The 16,114-nt window shown below is 53.2% G+C and carries 18 protein-coding genes and 2 pseudogenes; 7 read left to right on the top strand and 13 right to left on the bottom strand.

Annotation, left to right across the window (positions count from 1 at the left end; genetic code table 11):
• Window positions 1–31 precede the first annotated feature (31 nt).
• The 3 genes from JMG82_RS00450 to JMG82_RS00440 form a co-directional block, all read right to left on the bottom strand.
• Window positions 32–337 carry a hypothetical protein gene (locus JMG82_RS00450; RefSeq protein ID WP_201352980.1) on the bottom strand — a complete coding sequence of 102 codons (306 nt, stop codon included), beginning with the start codon at window positions 335–337 and terminating at the stop codon, window positions 32–34.
• A 462-nt stretch (window positions 338–799) separates the two neighbouring features.
• A complete protein-coding gene (gene rny / locus JMG82_RS00445) occupies window positions 800–2,368 on the bottom strand; it encodes a ribonuclease Y (RefSeq protein WP_201352979.1) in 1,569 nt (522 codons plus the stop codon).
• Window positions 2,325–2,918 (bottom strand): 5-formyltetrahydrofolate cyclo-ligase, encoded by a 594-nt coding sequence (locus JMG82_RS00440; RefSeq protein ID WP_201352978.1) that lies wholly within the window; start codon window positions 2,916–2,918, stop codon window positions 2,325–2,327. Before JMG82_RS00440 ends, rny begins: the two co-directional genes overlap by 44 nt.
• Before the next feature lie 54 nt (window positions 2,919–2,972).
• Here JMG82_RS00440 and JMG82_RS00435 point away from each other — a divergent pair, with 54 nt between their 5' ends.
• The 3 genes and pseudogenes from JMG82_RS00435 (at window position 2,973) to radA (ending at window position 6,071) form a co-directional block, all read left to right on the top strand.
• Window positions 2,973–3,542 (top strand): TlpA family protein disulfide reductase, encoded by a 570-nt coding sequence (locus JMG82_RS00435; protein WP_201352977.1) that lies wholly within the window; start codon window positions 2,973–2,975, stop codon window positions 3,540–3,542.
• Window positions 3,542–4,411, top strand: a pseudogene (ftsY, locus tag JMG82_RS00430) (signal recognition particle-docking protein FtsY); the annotation flags it as partial. The gene JMG82_RS00435 and the pseudogene ftsY, both read left to right, overlap by 1 nt.
• A 313-nt stretch (window positions 4,412–4,724) precedes the next feature.
• Window positions 4,725–6,071, top strand: a complete 1,347-nt coding sequence (radA, locus tag JMG82_RS00425) for a DNA repair protein RadA (RefSeq protein ID WP_201352975.1) — start codon at window positions 4,725–4,727, stop codon at window positions 6,069–6,071.
• Between the two features lie 30 nt (window positions 6,072–6,101).
• Here radA and JMG82_RS00420 read toward each other — a convergent pair whose 3' ends face one another.
• A complete protein-coding gene (locus JMG82_RS00420; protein WP_201352974.1) occupies window positions 6,102–6,656 on the bottom strand; it encodes a CDP-alcohol phosphatidyltransferase family protein in 555 nt (184 codons plus the stop codon).
• A 71-nt stretch (window positions 6,657–6,727) separates the two neighbouring features.
• On the opposite strand from JMG82_RS00420, the gene JMG82_RS00415 reads away from it, so the two are divergent.
• Window positions 6,728–7,006, top strand: coding sequence for a hypothetical protein (locus tag JMG82_RS00415; protein ID WP_201352973.1), 279 nt, complete (start codon window positions 6,728–6,730; stop codon window positions 7,004–7,006).
• A 51-nt stretch (window positions 7,007–7,057) separates the two neighbouring features.
• Here JMG82_RS00415 and JMG82_RS00410 read toward each other — a convergent pair whose 3' ends face one another.
• Entirely contained in the window at window positions 7,058–7,858 is an 801-nt protein-coding gene (locus JMG82_RS00410; RefSeq protein ID WP_236579148.1) for an MlaE family ABC transporter permease, read from the bottom strand.
• 171 nt (window positions 7,859–8,029) lie between these two features.
• On the opposite strand from JMG82_RS00410, the gene fliL reads away from it, so the two are divergent.
• Window positions 8,030–8,563 carry a flagellar basal body-associated protein FliL gene (gene fliL, locus JMG82_RS00405; protein ID WP_201352972.1) on the top strand — a complete coding sequence of 178 codons (534 nt, stop codon included), beginning with the start codon at window positions 8,030–8,032 and terminating at the stop codon, window positions 8,561–8,563.
• Window positions 8,560–8,910, top strand: a complete 351-nt coding sequence (gene acpS / locus JMG82_RS00400) for a holo-ACP synthase (RefSeq protein ID WP_201352971.1) — start codon at window positions 8,560–8,562, stop codon at window positions 8,908–8,910. Before fliL ends, acpS begins: the two co-directional genes overlap by 4 nt.
• A 48-nt stretch (window positions 8,911–8,958) precedes the next feature.
• Here acpS and thiS read toward each other — a convergent pair whose 3' ends face one another.
• From thiS to JMG82_RS00370, 6 genes are all read right to left on the bottom strand, one after another.
• Window positions 8,959–9,159, bottom strand: a complete 201-nt coding sequence (gene thiS / locus JMG82_RS00395; RefSeq protein ID WP_201352970.1) for a sulfur carrier protein ThiS — start codon at window positions 9,157–9,159, stop codon at window positions 8,959–8,961.
• Window positions 9,156–9,749 carry an ankyrin repeat domain-containing protein gene (locus JMG82_RS00390; protein ID WP_201352969.1) on the bottom strand — a complete coding sequence of 198 codons (594 nt, stop codon included), beginning with the start codon at window positions 9,747–9,749 and terminating at the stop codon, window positions 9,156–9,158. Before JMG82_RS00390 ends, thiS begins: the two co-directional genes overlap by 4 nt.
• 10 nt (window positions 9,750–9,759) lie before the next feature.
• On the bottom strand, window positions 9,760–10,761 hold the full coding sequence (locus JMG82_RS00385) for an SAM-dependent methyltransferase (RefSeq protein WP_201352968.1): 1,002 nt from the start codon (window positions 10,759–10,761) through the stop codon (window positions 9,760–9,762).
• A gap of 63 nt (window positions 10,762–10,824) precedes the next feature.
• Window positions 10,825–12,045 carry a TolC family protein gene (locus JMG82_RS00380; protein WP_201352967.1) on the bottom strand — a complete coding sequence of 407 codons (1,221 nt, stop codon included), beginning with the start codon at window positions 12,043–12,045 and terminating at the stop codon, window positions 10,825–10,827.
• A complete protein-coding gene (locus JMG82_RS00375; RefSeq protein WP_201352966.1) occupies window positions 12,011–13,195 on the bottom strand; it encodes an aspartate aminotransferase family protein in 1,185 nt (394 codons plus the stop codon). The genes JMG82_RS00380 and JMG82_RS00375 overlap by 35 nt, the downstream gene beginning before the upstream one ends.
• A 10-nt stretch (window positions 13,196–13,205) precedes the next feature.
• Window positions 13,206–14,006: an HlyD family secretion protein gene (locus tag JMG82_RS00370; protein ID WP_201352965.1), complete on the bottom strand. Its 801-nt coding sequence runs from the start codon at window positions 14,004–14,006 to the stop codon at window positions 13,206–13,208.
• A gap of 165 nt (window positions 14,007–14,171) precedes the next feature.
• On the opposite strand from JMG82_RS00370, the gene JMG82_RS00365 reads away from it, so the two are divergent.
• Window positions 14,172–14,699 (top strand): lipid-binding SYLF domain-containing protein, encoded by a 528-nt coding sequence (locus JMG82_RS00365; protein ID WP_201352964.1) that lies wholly within the window; start codon window positions 14,172–14,174, stop codon window positions 14,697–14,699.
• A gap of 8 nt (window positions 14,700–14,707) precedes the next feature.
• Here the strand turns inward: JMG82_RS00365 and ypfJ are convergent.
• Window positions 14,708–15,581: pseudogene (gene ypfJ / locus JMG82_RS00360) on the bottom strand (KPN_02809 family neutral zinc metallopeptidase).
• Window positions 15,582–15,590: 9 nt separating this feature from the next.
• Window positions 15,591–16,091, bottom strand: a complete 501-nt coding sequence (gene rraA / locus JMG82_RS00355; RefSeq protein ID WP_201352963.1) for a ribonuclease E activity regulator RraA — start codon at window positions 16,089–16,091, stop codon at window positions 15,591–15,593.
• Window positions 16,092–16,114: the final 23 nt, after the last annotated feature.

The following is a 16,114-nucleotide window of genomic DNA, read 5'->3' as shown; positions in this document are numbered from 1 at the left end:
CGGCACCCTTCGACGATGCCGCGCTTGAGGTTTATTCTTCACACTTGTCGATGCCGAGTTTTTTGAGAAGAATCTCGAAAAAGTCACCACCCTCTTTGTCGTAATCGTCGTTGAATTCGACATAGAACGCGTACGGTTCGGCACCCGATTTTTCGCTGTTTTCGAAAACAGCCGGTTTCTCTCCGGTCTCTTTCATCGTTTCATCGATCGCCTGGAGTATCTCCTCCTTCAGCTCTGGATGCTCTTTGAAGACGAGCTGAAGACCTTCATAGCGCTCTTCCCGTCTGAAATAGGCTTTGATGCGTCCGCACCGGCTCTTTGTTGTCTGTTCAGGCATATAGTATTCTCCTTGCATGGCTGTAGCGACCGTTAAAAATTATATATTTCGCGTATTTTACTCTCTTTTTGCTTTAACATAATCACTTTTTGATAATTAAATTTATCTATACATAAAGAGTGTGGAGTTTTGTATCAAAACCCGAAGGGATAGGGAAGGAATATCGGCATCATCGTATTGTCATGCGACAGCGCGGAATCGAAAAATTTTTTCATCAGAAGGATTCGGCAGCGGGCCCGGCACCGCTGCGCGGCTGTTTGAAAAAAGCTTCTACCGCGCGTAGTTGATCGCCCGGGTCTCTCTTATCACGTTCACTTTGATCTCGCCCGGATACTGGACGCTTTTGACTCACATTCGGCTCCGCCGTACACGGAAGGAGAGCAAAGCCCTCCTTCCTGCGCTGACGCTGTGTCCGCTTCGGCAGCGGGCCCGGCACCGCTGCGCGGCTCTCGAAAAAAGCTTCTACCGCGCGTAGTTGATCGCCCGGGTCTCTCTTATCACGTTCACTTTGATCTCGCCCGGATACTGGACGCTTTTTTCGATCTCCTCCGCAATCTCTTTGCTGAGGAGGATCGCTTCGTCGTCGTTGACGAGAGAGGCGTTGACGATGACGCGCACCTCCCGGCCCGCGTTGATGGCGTAGGCGTGATGGACTCCCGGTTTGGAAGTCGCGATCTCCTCGATCGCCTTGACGCGTTTGAGGAAACTTTCGAGTACTTCCCGGCGCGCTCCCGGTCTGGCCGCCGAAAGCGTGTCGGCGGCACAGACGGCTGCCGCTTCCACGGTTTCAGGCTCTTCATGCCCATGGTGGGCATAGATGGCGTTGATCACCACCGGATGCTCTTTGTAGCGGCGGCACACTTCCGCCCCCAGGTCGACATGACTTCCGGCATATTCATGCGTCAGAGATTTGCCGATATCGTGCAGAATGCCAGCACGCTTGGCGAGAGTCTCGTCTCCGCCCATCTCCGCCGCCATGATGCCCGCCAGATGCGCCACTTCAAGAGAGTGCCCAAGGGCGTTCTGTCCGTAGCTGGCCCTGTAACGCAGGCGTCCGATCAGTTTCATCAGTTCGGGATGCATCGGGGAGACACCCAGGTCGACGACGATTCTCTCTCCCTCTTCAAGGACCATCTGCTCGAACTCTTCCGTCACCTTTTCATAGATCTCTTCGATCCGCGCCGGCTGAATGCGACCGTCTTCGATCAAAAGTTCGATTGTCCGTGTCGCGATGGCACGCCGATAGAGGTTGAAACTGCTCAGAATGATGGCTCCCGGCGTATCGTCGATGATGATATCGACGCCCAGCAGCATTTCCAGGGTTTTGATGTTCCGTCCCTCTTTGCCGATGATGCGCCCTTTGAGTTCGTCATCGGGCAGGTAGACGACATTGATGAGCCGTTCCGCGGCGAACTCGCCGGCATACCGTGTCGTTGCCTGCGCAAGGATGTAGTTCGCCTTCCGTTTGGCTTCCGTCTTCGCCTCGGTTTCGTATTTTCTGACGATATGGGCGATCTCGGCCCGCGCATCCTCTTCCGCCTCTTTGAGAACGAGTTCACGTGCTTCGTCGGCGGTAAGACCCGATGCCCGTTCGAGTATCTTCAACATCTCGTCGCGTTTGGTTTCATACTCCCTGCGCAGCGCCTCTGTCTGCTCCCGGGCGGCTTTGAGTTCCGCCCTGGCGTTTTTGATCTCCTCTTTCTCTTCGGAGACCTGCTTCAACTCCTCTTCGAGACGTTTGGCAAGCTGCTCTTCCCGTTTCTCCAGCTGCGCCAGCCGTGCATTGAACTCGTTGTTGAGCCGGAGCAGCTCGTCCTCGTATTTCTGCTTCGCTTCGAGCTCCGCCTCGGTCACTTTGAGCCGGGCGTTCTGCAAAACCACTTCCGCTTCGTGTTCAATCGCCTTGGCTTTCGCCTTGGCCTGTTCGACGAAGATGTCGTATTTCGAAGCGTCGATCTTTTTTGTGATGAAAAATGCCGCTACACCGCTAACAGTGGCTGCCGCACCTCCTATGATCAATTCTGTCAACATCTTTTTTCCCTCGGACTGTAATATCTTCGGGGGTTATGTAGATATCTGCCATGACGTCGAAATCATCGGTAATTCTCTTTTTTGTACAGCATTTCGCCAACTGTACAAACACGGTCAGAGGCTTTTGCCTCAGCGACCCAAAAAATCTATCGTACATACCTTTTCCAAATCCTATGCGGCGAAATCGGCCGTCAACCCCCACAACCGGCACAATCGCCATATCTATTTTTGACAGATAAAAATGTGAATTCATCGGTTCGTAAATACCAAACCGCTTCTTTTTCAGCGGCAGTCTGTATTGTACCAGCTTAAAACTTTCGCCTTCCATAAACGGAACGTAAATTTTTCTGTCGCGCCGCAACCGCCTGAACAGCGGTCTGACGTCGACTTCATGGCTCATCGGAAGATAGAAAAGAATGGATTTTGGATTATATTTTCTTATAATCATATCGATTCTTTTCAACACTTTCCTGTTCCGGTTCAATCTACCGTTTTTTTCAGCTTTTTGCAACTTTGCGAGGCACTGTTTTCTGAAAGTTTTTTTGTCCAATGTTTAAGCCCTGATATCTTATAATATCGCCATTTTATCCAAAAAGGTTTTCAAATGCGTATCAAATTTCTCTCACTTACGGTTCTGGTGTTTGTGACACTCCTTTATACAGGATGCGGGGAGAAAAAAGAGAAAAAAGCGAGCCGCACGACAGTGAATGTGGCACAGAAAACTCTTTTTATTCTCAAAGACGCGAACAATACCGTCAAAGCGACGCTCAGAGACGGAAAATTCGATTTCGGCGCAAAAGAGCGTGTCGTTATGCTCGACTTCTTTGCCACATGGTGTCCCCCCTGCCGTGCCGAGATTCCCCATCTCGTGAACCTGCAGGAGAAATACAGGGGCAAACTGAAAATCATCGGCGTTTCGATCGAATCGAAAAATCCCGCCGAAATGCGACGATTCATTACGGGGCACAATATCAACTATTTCGTTTCCAACGCCCCTGACAATATGGCCATCGCCGCCAAAGTCGCCGACATGCTCCATCAGCCCCGAAACTTTTCGATCCCCTTCATGGTCCTTTTCGTCGATGGCAGATATTTCCGTCACTACATCGGCCTGGTTCCCGAAGAGATGCTCGAAAGCGACATCAAAGAGGCACTGAAAAAGGTGAGCAAATAATGTTCAGCTTTCTGAAACGCGGGCTTAAAAAGACGGTCGAAACGATCGAAAGCAACGCGCCTGTCAAACGGGAAAAGATCGGCCGTGACGAACTCGAAGACCTCCTGCTCGAAGCGGATGTGACCTACGACCTCGTCGAGAAAATCGTCGAATCCCTTCCAGAAAACATCAAGCGCATACAGCTTTACAACACACTCATCTCTCTGTTTATCTACGAGGTCGAAAAGATCGAACCCCGGGGCGAAAAACCCTTCGTCGAACTGATCGTGGGCGTCAACGGCGCAGGCAAGACGACGACCATCGCGAAACTGGCACAGCGCTACAAAACGGAGGGGGAGACGGTCATGCTCGGCGCATCCGACACATTCCGCGCTGCAGCGATCGAACAGCTCAAAACCTGGGCCGAAAAGCTCGACATTCCCATCGTCTACACCCGGCAGGGGCACGACCCCTCCGCCGTCGCCTACGATACCATCAGCTCCGCCAAAGCAAAAGGTTTCGACCATGTCATCATCGACACGGCAGGACGACTGCACACCCAGAGCAATCTTGCCGAAGAGCTCAAAAAGATCGTCCGGGTCTGCGGCAAAGCGATGGATGGGGCACCGCATCGAAAGATTCTGATCCTCGACGGCACCCAGGGCAACAGCGCCATCAACCAGGCCAAAGCCTTCAAGGAGATGATCGACATCGACGGGATCATCATCACAAAACTCGACGGTACCGCCAAAGGGGGCGCACTCTTCAGCATCGCGGAAGAGCTGAAACTTCCCATCTATTATGTGGGAGTGGGTGAAAAGGCGGAAGATTTGATCCCTTTCGATCCCAAAGAGTTCGTCAACACGATCCTCGACGCGATCTTCACCGAACCGACAGAGGAGGAGATCCCGTCTTCCGGAAAAATCCACCGGGTCGATCTCCATGCCCTCACCGAATCGCAGCGAAAGCGTCTCGAAGAGCTTCTGGACAACGACGGCTTCAACCTCCTTTCCAAACATTTCGTCAGCGAACGGGCGAGCGGCGAAACCTACAGGCTCAACGTCAATGAAAATGCCGATCTGATGGAAATCCTTGACAAAGACGGCAGCATCGTCCGCGCCTACAGAGCCGAAGAACTGGAGGAATGATTTGGGCGGTGAACCGGAAACGGTCAAGAGGGATGAAGAAAGTACGGATTGATTGATGGCTAAAAAAAAGACCCTTTTCGAATGCCAGGCCTGCGGGATGCAGAGCCCCCGCTGGATGGGGAAATGTCCCAACTGCGGCGCATGGGAGAGCTTCGTCGAACTCTCCGCCGAACAGCAGAAGGTCCTGGACGAAATCTCCAAGACCTCCGCGGGCGCACCCGAAGCCAGACCGATTACCCAGATCCACGAAGAGGAGGTCACGCGGTTTACAAGCGGTGACAGCGAACTCGACCTGGTGCTCGGCGGCGGCATCGTCCCGGGTTCCCTGGTGCTCATAGGCGGCAGTCCGGGGATAGGAAAATCGACGCTGCTTCTGAAAATCGGCGGCAATCTCGCCAGGGAAAGAAAAAGGGTGCTCTATGTAAGCGGTGAGGAGTCGGGAGGACAGATCAAAATGCGTGCCAACCGCCTTGGCGCCAACCACGAGGATCTCTTTTTGCTCAGTGAAATCCGCCTGGAGGCGGTGATGGCGGAAGTAGCGAAAAACCGGTACGATCTGATCATCATCGATTCCATCCAGACCCTCTACTCCGAAGCGATTCCCTCCGCACCCGGAAGTGTCACCCAGGTGCGTACCATCACCTTCGACCTGATGCGCCTTGCGAAAGAGAAACAGCTTCCCATCTTCATCATCGGCCACATCACCAAGGAGGGCTCCATCGCCGGCCCCCGCGTACTGGAGCATATGGTCGATACGGTGCTCTATTTCGAAGGAGACGGCAGCCGGGAGATCCGGATGCTGCGCGCTTTCAAAAACCGATTCGGCAGTACGAGCGAAGTGGGGATTTTCGAGATGACGCAGGAGGGTCTGGTCAGCGCCAAAAATATCGCGAGCAAATTTTTCAGCCGGGGCAGAGCGCAGGCCGGCAGCGCAGTGACTGTCATCATGGAAGGGAGCCGACCCCTGGTCATCGAAGTGCAGGCACTCGTGGCTGACAGCGGATACGGCAACCCGAAACGCTCCACCACCGGGTACGACTCGAGCCGACTGACGATGCTCCTGGCCCTTCTTGAAAAAAAACTGGACCTCCCCTTCGGCCAGTACGACGTCTTCGTCAATATCGCGGGGGGAATCAAAATCAGTGAACCCGCCGCGGACCTGGCCATCATCGCCGCCATCATCAGCAGTTTCAGGAACAGGCCGCTCAGCGATGAGAGCATCTTCATCGGCGAAGTGAGCCTCATCGGCGACATTCGGGAAGTATTCCACCTGGAACAGCGCCTAAAAGAAGCCCATACGCTGGGGTTTACAAAAGCGATAGTCCCGAACAAGCCCTCTTTCAAAACCCCGTTGAAATGTTTCGTCGCCGACGAGGTCGCCAAAGTCGTGGAGTGGATGTGAAACATCCGGCCTCTTTTTTTGACTCTCCCATCAGGGGTGCGGCACTCTCACCGTGGAGTTGAGCAACCAGCCGATGACGATCATCAGCATGGTCACCGATTCGCTTGGAAGAATATTGTAGGTATATCCGAGATAGACGAGCCACAGGAGTATCGCTCCCAGCGGTGTCGGCACCCCCACGAAATATTTTCCCACCTCACCGGCTTCGGCGTTGATGTTGAACTGGATCAGCCGGCGAAGTCCGCTGATGACATAGTATATGCTCACTATCGCCGAGAAGTAGAACCAACCGCCTTCCAGATGGGAATAGACGGCCTGAAAGATCAAAAAGACCGGAACGAGTACGAACGAGAGGAAATCGGCGAACGAATCGAGCTGAATGCCGAACTCGTTGGAGAGGCGGAATCTCCTGGCGATCTTTCCGTCGAAAATATCGAAAGCGCCGCCGATCCATGCGAAGACAATGGCATCAAAAAAGTTGTTTTGGGTAATGAGGTAGGTGGCGATAAGACCACAGGTGATATTGACCATCGTAAAGAGATTGGCGAGATTGAAATGGGATTTGGGATTCAATATGAAAGCCATCGGTTTCCTTTTGCTATAATCACCCCGCTATTTTACATAGATACAACTTTAATTGAAGAAAGATAGAGCATATGCCGGATATTCTTGACAATATTACAGCCATCCATTCCCACGAGGAGCGCTACGATAAACTCGAGCTCCTATACAGAAACGAAGCGGAAAAAAAGAAGATTTTGAATGCGATCGACCGGCTCAACTACAGAAAGGAGTGCCAGGTCGAAATCAGCGATGTCCGCGAAGGAGAGAACCGGGGATTCATCGCCGTCGAATTTCACGACGACTACGACAAAGAGGCCGGTCCGTTTTTTGATGCTTTGATGAAAACTCTGGGAATCGACAGGTGTGAGTAGAAGCGCTCAGAAAACGCGCTTTGCGGAGCTGCCCGCCAAAAAGGCAAATTTCTACCAATCCAGAAAGAGAAAGAGCGAAGAGAGGAAGTAGTTGGCAGCGAAAATCGTTATCGCCGAATAGACAACGGCGGCCGTCGTCGCCTGTCCGACGCCCCGCGCACCGCCCCGGGCGATGTATCCAAGATAGGTACCGATGGAGCTGACCAGATAGCCGAACACAAACGCCTTCAAAATCCCCGTTCCGATGTCACCGAATTCCAGGTACTGCTGTATCAGGTTCCGATAGGAGACCGGATTGACCCCAAGCGCCTCGGTTGAGATGAGATAGGCACTGACATTGCCGACGAAATCAAAGACAATAACGAGCAGCGGCAGCGAGATTGTCGTCGCCAGAATCCGCGGAATGATCAGATATTTTTTCGAATCGACAGCAAGCGTTTCGATCGCGTCGATCTGCTCGGTGACGCGCATCGTGCCCAGCTCCGCCGCCATGGCGCTGATGGCGCGGGATGTGAGCATCAAAGCCGCGAAAACCGGGCCAAGTTCACGGGAGATCGAAACGAAAATCGTATACCCCATGAAATTTTCCGCATTGAACTGGTGAAAACCGTGATAGAGCTGGATCGCTTCGACCATGCCGGTAAAAAGGGCCGTCAGCAGGATGACTCCCAGTGTCCCGATGCCGATGCTGTCCATCTGCTGGAAAAATTCACGGATACGGTGGGGACGGGTGAAATACAGAGGAATCAACCCCACCTGGAATTCGACGAATCGGCCGAAATCGCCGATTTTTTCGTACATTTTGACAAAGGGTGCGCCGATGCGTGCAAAGAAAGATTCCAATATTCCCACTCGTACTGCCTGCTTTCGCTTTTTGCCGATATTTTAACCTATTTACTCCGTATGGCCCCTGAATTGACGTATAATACGCCATGCCGATTCCTTTTTGTGGGACAACGGTATTAACTTCAGGCCCGAAACGACGATACTATTTCAAATATTTATAAATGCCAAGGAGAATGCATGGCCGAAGAAGAAAAAGAAGCTGCAGCAGAGAGTGAAAACGACTCGAAAAAAGAATCGGGCGGCAGCAATGTCGTGCTCATTCTTATCGTGGTACTGCTGGTTCTGGTGCTTGCCATCGGCGGGGTTGTCGCCTACCTGATGCTCTCGGGCGACGAGGCGGAGGATGCGACGGCCGTCAAACAGGAAAAGGTGGAGAAAAAGCGTTCCCACCGGAGCGAAGATATCGGAGTCGGACCGATGTACCCGCTCGACAAGTTCACCGTCAACCTGATGAGTGAAAACGGCAGAAGATTCCTTGTGGCCAAGATGAACCTGGAAGAAGACAGTGAAGAGCTCACGCCGGAACTGGACAAAAAAACGCCCCTGATCCGCGATATCGTCATCTCCATCCTCTCCTCCAAAACGGTGGAAGAGATCACGACTGCCAAAGGGAAAGAGAAGCTCAAAGAGGAGATCATCGCCCAGATCAACAGGCACCTGGAAGACGGTGAAATACGCCATATCTACTTTACGGAGTTCGTCATTCAATGATCGGTGTCGATATCGTCGTAATCGATCGCATTGAAAAGTCACTGCAAAAGCATGGCGAAAAGTTTTTGTCCCGCTACCTGAGCGAAGAAGAGATCGCCCTCGTCAAAGGGCCGCAGACCGCCGCCGGGTTCTGGGCCGCCAAAGAGGCGGTAGCCAAGGCTCTGGGTACCGGAATCGGCAAGGAGGTCGGTTTTCACGACATAGTTATCGGCAAGAACGCGAAGGGCGCGCCGCATTTCAGGCTGAATGAAAGAGTGTCAGAAGTTTTCGGCATCACCGCCACCTCCCTCTCCATCGCCCACGACGGCGGTTTCGCCATCGCCGTCGCCGCCATCGAGACGACATAGGCATCGAACGGATCACCGTCTACGAATTGCTTATCACCGTTTCGACGATCATCCCCCTCCGACAAAGTGCAGGAGCTCGACTTTGTCACCCTCTTTCGGCACGAAGCGGTCCCACGCCTCTTTCTTCACCACCTCCATGTTTACCGCCGCCGCCATCACCTTCTCGGCGATGCCGAGATGTTCGATCAATTGTGCCAGCGTGATGTTGTCGGCGAACTCCTTCTCCTCTCCATTGACGATGATTTTCATTCTCTGCTCCCCTTCGTCGCGTTCAGTTCATCCACATACTTTCCACAAACACCTTTCGTGTAGGCCAGCAGATGGTGTGCCATCGAAAAATTCCCTTTGATATAGGCCAGTTCACAGGCATTGATGCCGTTTGCATTCAAAATCTCCGGGTCGGCACCATGGTCGAGCAGATAGTCGACAATCGGAAAATCGTTGCTGTAGGCCGCCTGCTGAAGTGGGGTGATCCCCTGGCTGTTGGCGAGATTGACATCGGCATCATGCTGTAGAAGCGTCTTTACGATCTTCAGACGATGCTGGCCGATGGCATAGAGCAACGGTGTGTAGCCGTTATTGTCCTGAATGTCCACATCCGCACCATGCTCGAGAAGATAGTCCACCATCGGCAGATTTCTTATCTTCACGGCGATATGCAGCGGGGCGATCCCGGCTTTTGACTGGGCATCGATATCGGCATCGGAGTTTTCCACAATCCCCCGTGTCCGGTTCATATCGGCCTCGTAGACCGCTTCGTGCAGAGGCTCCCACCCGTTCACACTGTCCGCAAACATCGGAATCAATACAAACAAAACAATCGATGCGACTCTTTTCATGCCATCTATTTTATCCGATATTCTTATGAAACTCAATCAGTTTGAAACGTTCTCCCATCATTTGTGGATCGATTAAGGTTTTGATTTTATTGAGCTCCCGCAGATAGAGTTTCTGATCTCCCAGCCGTGCCAGCTGTTCCAACAGATCGGGCAGACCGTACTCTGTCAGTGCCCGAAGCTGCGTTTTGAAAGCGGCTGTCGAAAAACCGGCCCCCTCGAAAGCGTCCATGACATGGGAAAAATTGACATCGTAGGTAATGTCACTCTTTCCAAAAAGCTCTTTGAGATCGATCCCCTCTTCGAAAAGGGGAAAGACTTCATGCCCTTTGTATATTCGGATAGAGAAGTCGGGACGCGCCTCCTTCTCTCCGTAGTCGAAAGCGGTGAACACGATCTTTTCGGCCGCTTCATAAAGCGTAGCGGCGAAACTTTCATACCCTCTCGCCACTTCTCCCTTTTGCTGACCGTACCGTTTGGCGATTGCCAGTGCCTGTTCATCCTCCCCTTCGAAACGGATTGCATGGTTTTCATCAACGAGTGCCGTTTTCCCCCTGTAGACCAGGTCACAGGGAAATGCGTCCAAAATTTCGTTGGCGACGACAAAAGCCTCTTTAGCACCGATCTGTCTCGCATCGATGTAGTGGTGCAAAACGACCGTATCGCCGAAACGGCTTTTGAAATACTCCTTCTGCACACGCTGCAGCGAAGGGAACCGTTCGATTATGCCAAAACGCATCGTCTCCAGCAGCTCCGGCGCCTCCTGGGCGATCCACTCGATCATGTCACCGAGCAGATATCCCTGATGCGCCCCGATCTCTACCAGGAATGTCCGGGGAGAGAGCTTCTCCTTTTTGATCAGGGAGATCATGTAGTGGGCGATCGTCGCACCGAAAAAGCGGCTGGTACTTACAGCGGTATAGAAATCCCCCTCTTTTCCGATCGCCTTGAAATGGGCATAATACCCATCCGGTCCGTAGAGCCACTCATTCATATATTCGGAAAATGGCTTCATCTGTTTCCTTCGCGCAATAGGTTCGACGCTCCTGGCGTTTGCGTCTGCCGCAAAACGGCAGTCTCACTTTCCCACACTTTCGTAACTCTTTTCGTAAAGATCGAGCAGCACCAGCTGCTTGTCCAGATCGAATATCTTCTGATCAAGCTGGCGGATTCTTTTTGAATTCTGCATCGTTTGAAGATCGTACATCGTCATTTCGCCCGCATCCACCTTCTCTTTCGTACTCTTCACAAGGCTGCTGTAGAGCACTTCGTCGCTTTTGGAGAGTTCTATCATCCGGTCGAGTACCTTCAGGCGTTTAAGCGTCGCGACATAGGTGTTGTCCGCTTCTCTTCTGCTGTCGCTCAGCTTCACTTTGGCGTTGAGATAATCCACTTTCGTCGATTCGATGGTGTAGTAGGATTTGATATCAAGCGGCATCGAGAGACGAAAACCGTAGGTATAGTAGTCATCGGTCAGATCGTAAACGTTTCCCCCGCTGAAGAAATAGTTGTTTTCGTACGGTTTGACGTAACTCGCCTGCACGGAGAGCGTCGGCATGTAGCGGGCCCATGTCATCGTATTGAAATAGTTTTTCTGATCGATCTCCTCTTTCTGGCGGGCCAGGTCGATATGGTTTTTCAAAAAGGTCTCTTTGTCCATCAGCGTGAAACGGGGCAGTTTTATCGTCGAAGGGTCGGCGTCACTCAGATCATCGAACCGCTTCTGCAGCTGAGCTTTTGTATCCTCAAGGACATAGAGGTTAAGCGTGTCCTGGTTTTTCTTCAAAATCGCCTGGTCGAGAAAGCCACTGTCGAGGTCTCCGCTGAGATACTGCTCTTTTTTCCGCTCTATGTCGAGCCTGTCGTTTTCGATCATCAGTTTCTGTTTCTCTATCTGGTAGGCGTTTTTCTTGAAATTAAAAAGCGTGGCGACCACCTGTTTGATCAGCTGCCTGCGCTGTGTTTCGATGAGAAGATCCCCCACATGCCGCGTCGCTTTCGCATATTTGACCGCATACCAGATGCCGCCGCTTTTAAAGATCGGCTGATCGACGACAATGGCGAATTCGCGCCGTCTCTGCGTCGTGTCGAACTGTTCGCTGCGACTGTCGGTATAGCTGAGCGTTACCGCATTGACCCAGCTGAACTCCAGCTCGCCACTGTCGGCTCGGTTCTTTTCGTGCTGAAGCGCAAGACTTTTTCGCTTCAGCGCAGAGAGCAGCTCATCGGCCTCTCCCGCCTGCAGCACAGAGACGGCCAGAAGGCTACAGAGTGCCCAGCGCAGTTTCGAACCGTTCAAATCCAAGCTCCATCTCCTCTTTCGTCAGGGTCAGCACCGGCAGGAATCTGACCGTGTTTTTGCCCGCTTTCAAAACAACAAGACGCTGTTTGAAGGCCGCTTTGATAATGTCGGCCGCATCTCTCCCCTCTTTGACGCGAAGTCCCCGCATGAGGCCGATGCCCACCTCTTTTTCGAAAAGGTGCGGATACTTCGTCACATACGATTTCAGGCGCTCTTCAAAAAGAAGCAGCATATGGTCCAGCTCGCCGCTGTTTTTCCTCTCCTCCAGAATGTCGAGCACCTCGAGCGCCGCCCGGGTGGAGAGAAAATTTCCCCCGAACGTGCTGCCATGGTCACCGGCTTTGAGAATGTTTTTGTGGGTCGTCATGATCGCCCCGATCGGTACACCGCCGCCGAGTCCCTTGGCCAGGGTGACGATATCGGGCACGATCTCGTAAAGGTTGCTCGCCAGCACTTCGCCGGTGCGGTAGATGCCCGTCTGCACCTCGTCGACGATCAGCAGGATGTCCCGCCGTTTCAGCTCCGCCGCCAGCTGCTGCACCTCCTCTTTCTCCATCGGCTGCACACCCCCTTCGCCCTGCACCAGTTCGATCATGACGGCCACCGTATGATCGTCGATCAGGTCGTAGACGTGGGCGATGTTCTTCGCGTAGACGAAGCCGTCCGGGAATGGGCCGAAATAGGTATGCATCGCCTCCTGTCCCGTCGCTTTGAGCGCTGTGATGGTGCGCCCGTGGAAGGAGTGCTCGAGGGTGATGATCTTGTAGCGTTTGACGTTGCCTTCATCGTCAGTGCCGTAACGGCGCGCGATTTTTATGGCCCCTTCGTTGGCTTCCGCTCCGCTGTTGGCGAAAAAGGTCTGCACATCCATACCGGTCAGCTCCGCCAGCCGTCTGGCCAGAAGCGCCTGCGGTTCGATCAGGTAGAGATTGGAGGTGTGAATCAGCTTCTTCGCCTGGTCGCAGATCGCCGCCGCGAGCCTGGGGTTGCCATGGCCCACGCTGCACACGGCGATGCCGCTGCCGAAATCGACATAATCGTTTCCTTCCGCGTCGTAGAGCATCGAATTCTCGCCCCGTACGAAGTGGACATAGTTTCTGGCATAGGTCGGAAGCACATAGGCCCGGTCGAGTTCCTGAAGTGTCATGTTCTGTTCCTTATTTCAGTTCAACTTTGATCAGTCTTGAAAAGAGTTTTCCCGGACGATCGAGAATGACCTCCGCCCTGTAGGAGGAGATATGCACATCGTCCGCCACGCGGATCACCTTGTTAAATGTCAGATCGGTCTCTTTGCCGTCGAGATAGATGCGCTTGTCGGCGATACCCTCGATCTCGTCCGCATCCAGGTAGAGAACGAGTCGCCCCCGGGAGATATCCATCGCCTTGAGAAGCAGAGCACCCGGATTGACGTAATCACCGCGTCTCACCGCCACTTTGTAGATATAAAGACCATTGGCACGGACCGCTTTTTTGGCGATTCTGTCATCGAGCAGAGCTTTCTGGTATTCGGTGTCCGCGATCTGTTTTTCCAGGGTGGCAATCTTCTCCCGCAGACTCAGAAGCTGGTTTTTCGAAGCCATCATCGCGGTGAATATCCTATCCTTCTCGGTTTGCGACTTGGTCTTCAAATCCTTCGTGCGCAGATAGTAGCGGTAATCTTTTTCATACACCTTTTGCTGGTTCTTCTCCATCTCCCGGGTCAGCTGCAGAGTCGATTTCAGAGCTTTCAGGGAGAGTTCGACGGCCCTTTTCTGCGCCCGGTCTACCCTGTCGTCGATCTGCACGACCACGCTGGCGTCCCCGATACGCCCCTCGGCCCCGTCGTCAGCCTCAAGTACCTGCCCCGGCGCCGCCGCCTTTATGACATAGATTTCCACCGGTTCGAGCTTGGCATAGTGTACCCGCGCCGCCAGCACCAATGGGAAAAAAAGCAGACAGAGTATTAACGTTTTTCGCATACTGATGGTCCCGTTTCCGTAATATCTGGGAAATTTTACAACGAATCTCTTGAGAGAGGGCTTTGCGGTCATTTAAAATCGTTCATATCCCCTTTTCAAAGCATAGCAACGATTTGGCTATAATTCCGGAAATCGACCATTGGGGGCACGTATATGACCAAAAGAATGTTTTTTGCATGGTTGGCACTGCTCCTCTTTTGGGCGCACTCTCTTCACGCCGCTTCGAAAGAGGAGCTCACCATCGAAATAAGAGAGACGATCAAGCGTTTTGACAAAGAGGTCAAAGGCGGTGCCGAGTTTTTGCGCAAAGCCAATGGCTATCTCGTTTTCCCCAACGTCTACAAAGCCGGTTTCGGCATCGGGGGCGAATATGGCGAAGGGGGGCTGATGGTTCGCGGCAGGATCGTCGGGTACTACAACACCGTCGCCGCATCCTACGGTTTTCAGATCGGTGCCCAGAGAAAATCGCTTCTTATTGTCTTTCTGACCCAAAAAGCGCTCGACGATTTCCGCAACAGCGACGGCTGGAAGATCGGCGTCGACGCATCGGTGGCTCTTGCCAAATGGGGGGTCGGCGAAGATGTCAACACGATCGACTTCAAGGACCCCGTCATCGGCTTCGTTTTCGGCAACGAAGGCCTGATGTACAACTTGACCCTCGAGGGTTCGAAAATCACGAAAATAAAAAAATAGTCGCCAAACTATCGGAACGTATCGCACGCTTCGGGTTTTCCGCTCCTGAATCCTCTGAGAAACCACGTCATCCTCTGCTTCGAGGTGCCGTGGGTGAAGCTGTCGGGTACCACATACCCCTGTGCCTCTTTCTGAAGCGTATCGTCGCCGATGCGCGACGCCGCGTTGATCGCCTCCTCCAAATCACCCGGTTCCAGCCGGTTTCGGGCGTAATGGGCCCAGACACCGGCATAGCAGTCGGCCTGAAGCTCCACCGGTATCTGAAGATGGTTCGCCGTCGCCTTGTCGCCGATCTGCAGAGCGTTTTTCTGTGCCCGGTGGACCTTTTCGAGCGTACCGAAAATATTCTGCACATGATGCCCTACCTCGTGGGCGAGCACATAGGCCTGCGCGAAATCGCCGGGCGCATCGTGACGATTCGCCAATTCGTTGTAAAAGCCGAGATCGAGATAGATTTTTTGATCCTTCGGGCAGTAGAAAGGACCCGCCTGTGACGCGGCGTAACCGCAACCGCTGCGTGTCGAGCCCCGATAAAGCACCAGAACCGGCGGGCTGTAGTTTTTGCCGTATGCCGGCAGCAGGCGGCTCCATACATCTTCGGTACTTGCAAGCACCCTCTTGACGAAACGGGCCTCCTGCTCCTCGTGCGCCCGATCCACAGGCCCTGAAGAGACGCCGCCGTCCAGCAGCGCCAGAGGATCGTACCCACCCATGTAGGCGAGGATTCCCAAAGCGATGAGTACCCAGCCGAATTTGGTCCGTAAAAGCATCCGTATCAGCGGCCAGATTCTCAATAGACTGCCAACCGATCCTCCCCGGTCCCGGGCTTCGGAAACGGCGGTCGTCGACATGGCCGCTCTCCCGCATATCATCGAGTCGCACCGGCAGCCTTTAAAAGAGCTTTTCCTGCAAATCGGCCATTGTTTCGGGTGAGATGACCACAATGCCGTCCCTATCCGCCAGAAGGTAGTCGCCATTGCGGAAAGTCGCGCCGGCGAAGGAGAGTTCCACATCCCGCTGTGCCGGGTTGTGTTCGAAACTTTTCCTGGGACAGGTCCCAAGCGCCCAGAGGCCTACGGGAATCGTCGTTGTCACATGGATATCGCGGACATACCCATGTACAAGGATGCCGGCCCAGCCATTGTGGTGCGCCAGTTTCATCAGGTTCTCACCGACCACCGCATCGTAGGCGCCTCCCACATCGACGACGATGAATCGGTCGTGCCCCTCCTCTTTGAGCAGGGAGATCAGTTCGGTGTTGTTTTTCTCGAGTTTCAGCGTCTGGATGGGCCCGTAGCACGCCGGTGCGCCCCCGTAGGATTTGAAAACCGGATCGAGCACCTGGACCCGTTCTTTGCATTCATCGCAGATATCGGCCGTGAAGAACTTCATCTTTCCACCTTTTTTGGAAAATT

The organism is Hydrogenimonas urashimensis, from assembly GCF_016593255.1.
GTDB lineage: Bacteria > Campylobacterota > Campylobacteria > Campylobacterales > Hydrogenimonadaceae > Hydrogenimonas > Hydrogenimonas urashimensis.
Note: the sequence above shows the minus strand (reverse complement) of the source record. Positions and strands in the feature narration are given on the sequence as shown.

Excerpts from the sequence above, each read along its gene's own strand:
- acpS (WP_201352971.1), top strand. The coding sequence starts at position 8,560 with ATGATCGGTGTCGATATCGTCGTAATCGATCGCATTGAAAAGTCACTG.
- rny (WP_201352979.1), bottom strand. The coding sequence starts at position 2,368 with ATGTTGACAGAATTGATCATAGGAGGTGCGGCAGCCACTGTTAGCGGT.
- JMG82_RS00435 (WP_201352977.1), top strand. The coding sequence starts at position 2,973 with ATGCGTATCAAATTTCTCTCACTTACGGTTCTGGTGTTTGTGACACTC.
- fliL (WP_201352972.1), top strand. The coding sequence starts at position 8,030 with ATGGCCGAAGAAGAAAAAGAAGCTGCAGCAGAGAGTGAAAACGACTCG.
- JMG82_RS00420 (WP_201352974.1), bottom strand. The coding sequence starts at position 6,656 with ATGGCTTTCATATTGAATCCCAAATCCCATTTCAATCTCGCCAATCTC.
- JMG82_RS00390 (WP_201352969.1), bottom strand. The coding sequence starts at position 9,749 with ATGAAAAGAGTCGCATCGATTGTTTTGTTTGTATTGATTCCGATGTTT.
- JMG82_RS00385 (WP_201352968.1), bottom strand. The coding sequence starts at position 10,761 with ATGAAGCCATTTTCCGAATATATGAATGAGTGGCTCTACGGACCGGAT.
- rraA (WP_201352963.1), bottom strand. The coding sequence starts at position 16,091 with ATGAAGTTCTTCACGGCCGATATCTGCGATGAATGCAAAGAACGGGTC.
- JMG82_RS00375 (WP_201352966.1), bottom strand. The coding sequence starts at position 13,195 with ATGACACTTCAGGAACTCGACCGGGCCTATGTGCTTCCGACCTATGCC.
- JMG82_RS00450 (WP_201352980.1), bottom strand. The coding sequence starts at position 337 with ATGCCTGAACAGACAACAAAGAGCCGGTGCGGACGCATCAAAGCCTAT.
- JMG82_RS00365 (WP_201352964.1), top strand. The coding sequence starts at position 14,172 with ATGTTTTTTGCATGGTTGGCACTGCTCCTCTTTTGGGCGCACTCTCTT.
- JMG82_RS00370 (WP_201352965.1), bottom strand. The coding sequence starts at position 14,006 with ATGCGAAAAACGTTAATACTCTGTCTGCTTTTTTTCCCATTGGTGCTG.
- thiS (WP_201352970.1), bottom strand. The coding sequence starts at position 9,159 with ATGAAAATCATCGTCAATGGAGAGGAGAAGGAGTTCGCCGACAACATC.
- JMG82_RS00415 (WP_201352973.1), top strand. The coding sequence starts at position 6,728 with ATGCCGGATATTCTTGACAATATTACAGCCATCCATTCCCACGAGGAG.
- radA (WP_201352975.1), top strand. The coding sequence starts at position 4,725 with ATGGCTAAAAAAAAGACCCTTTTCGAATGCCAGGCCTGCGGGATGCAG.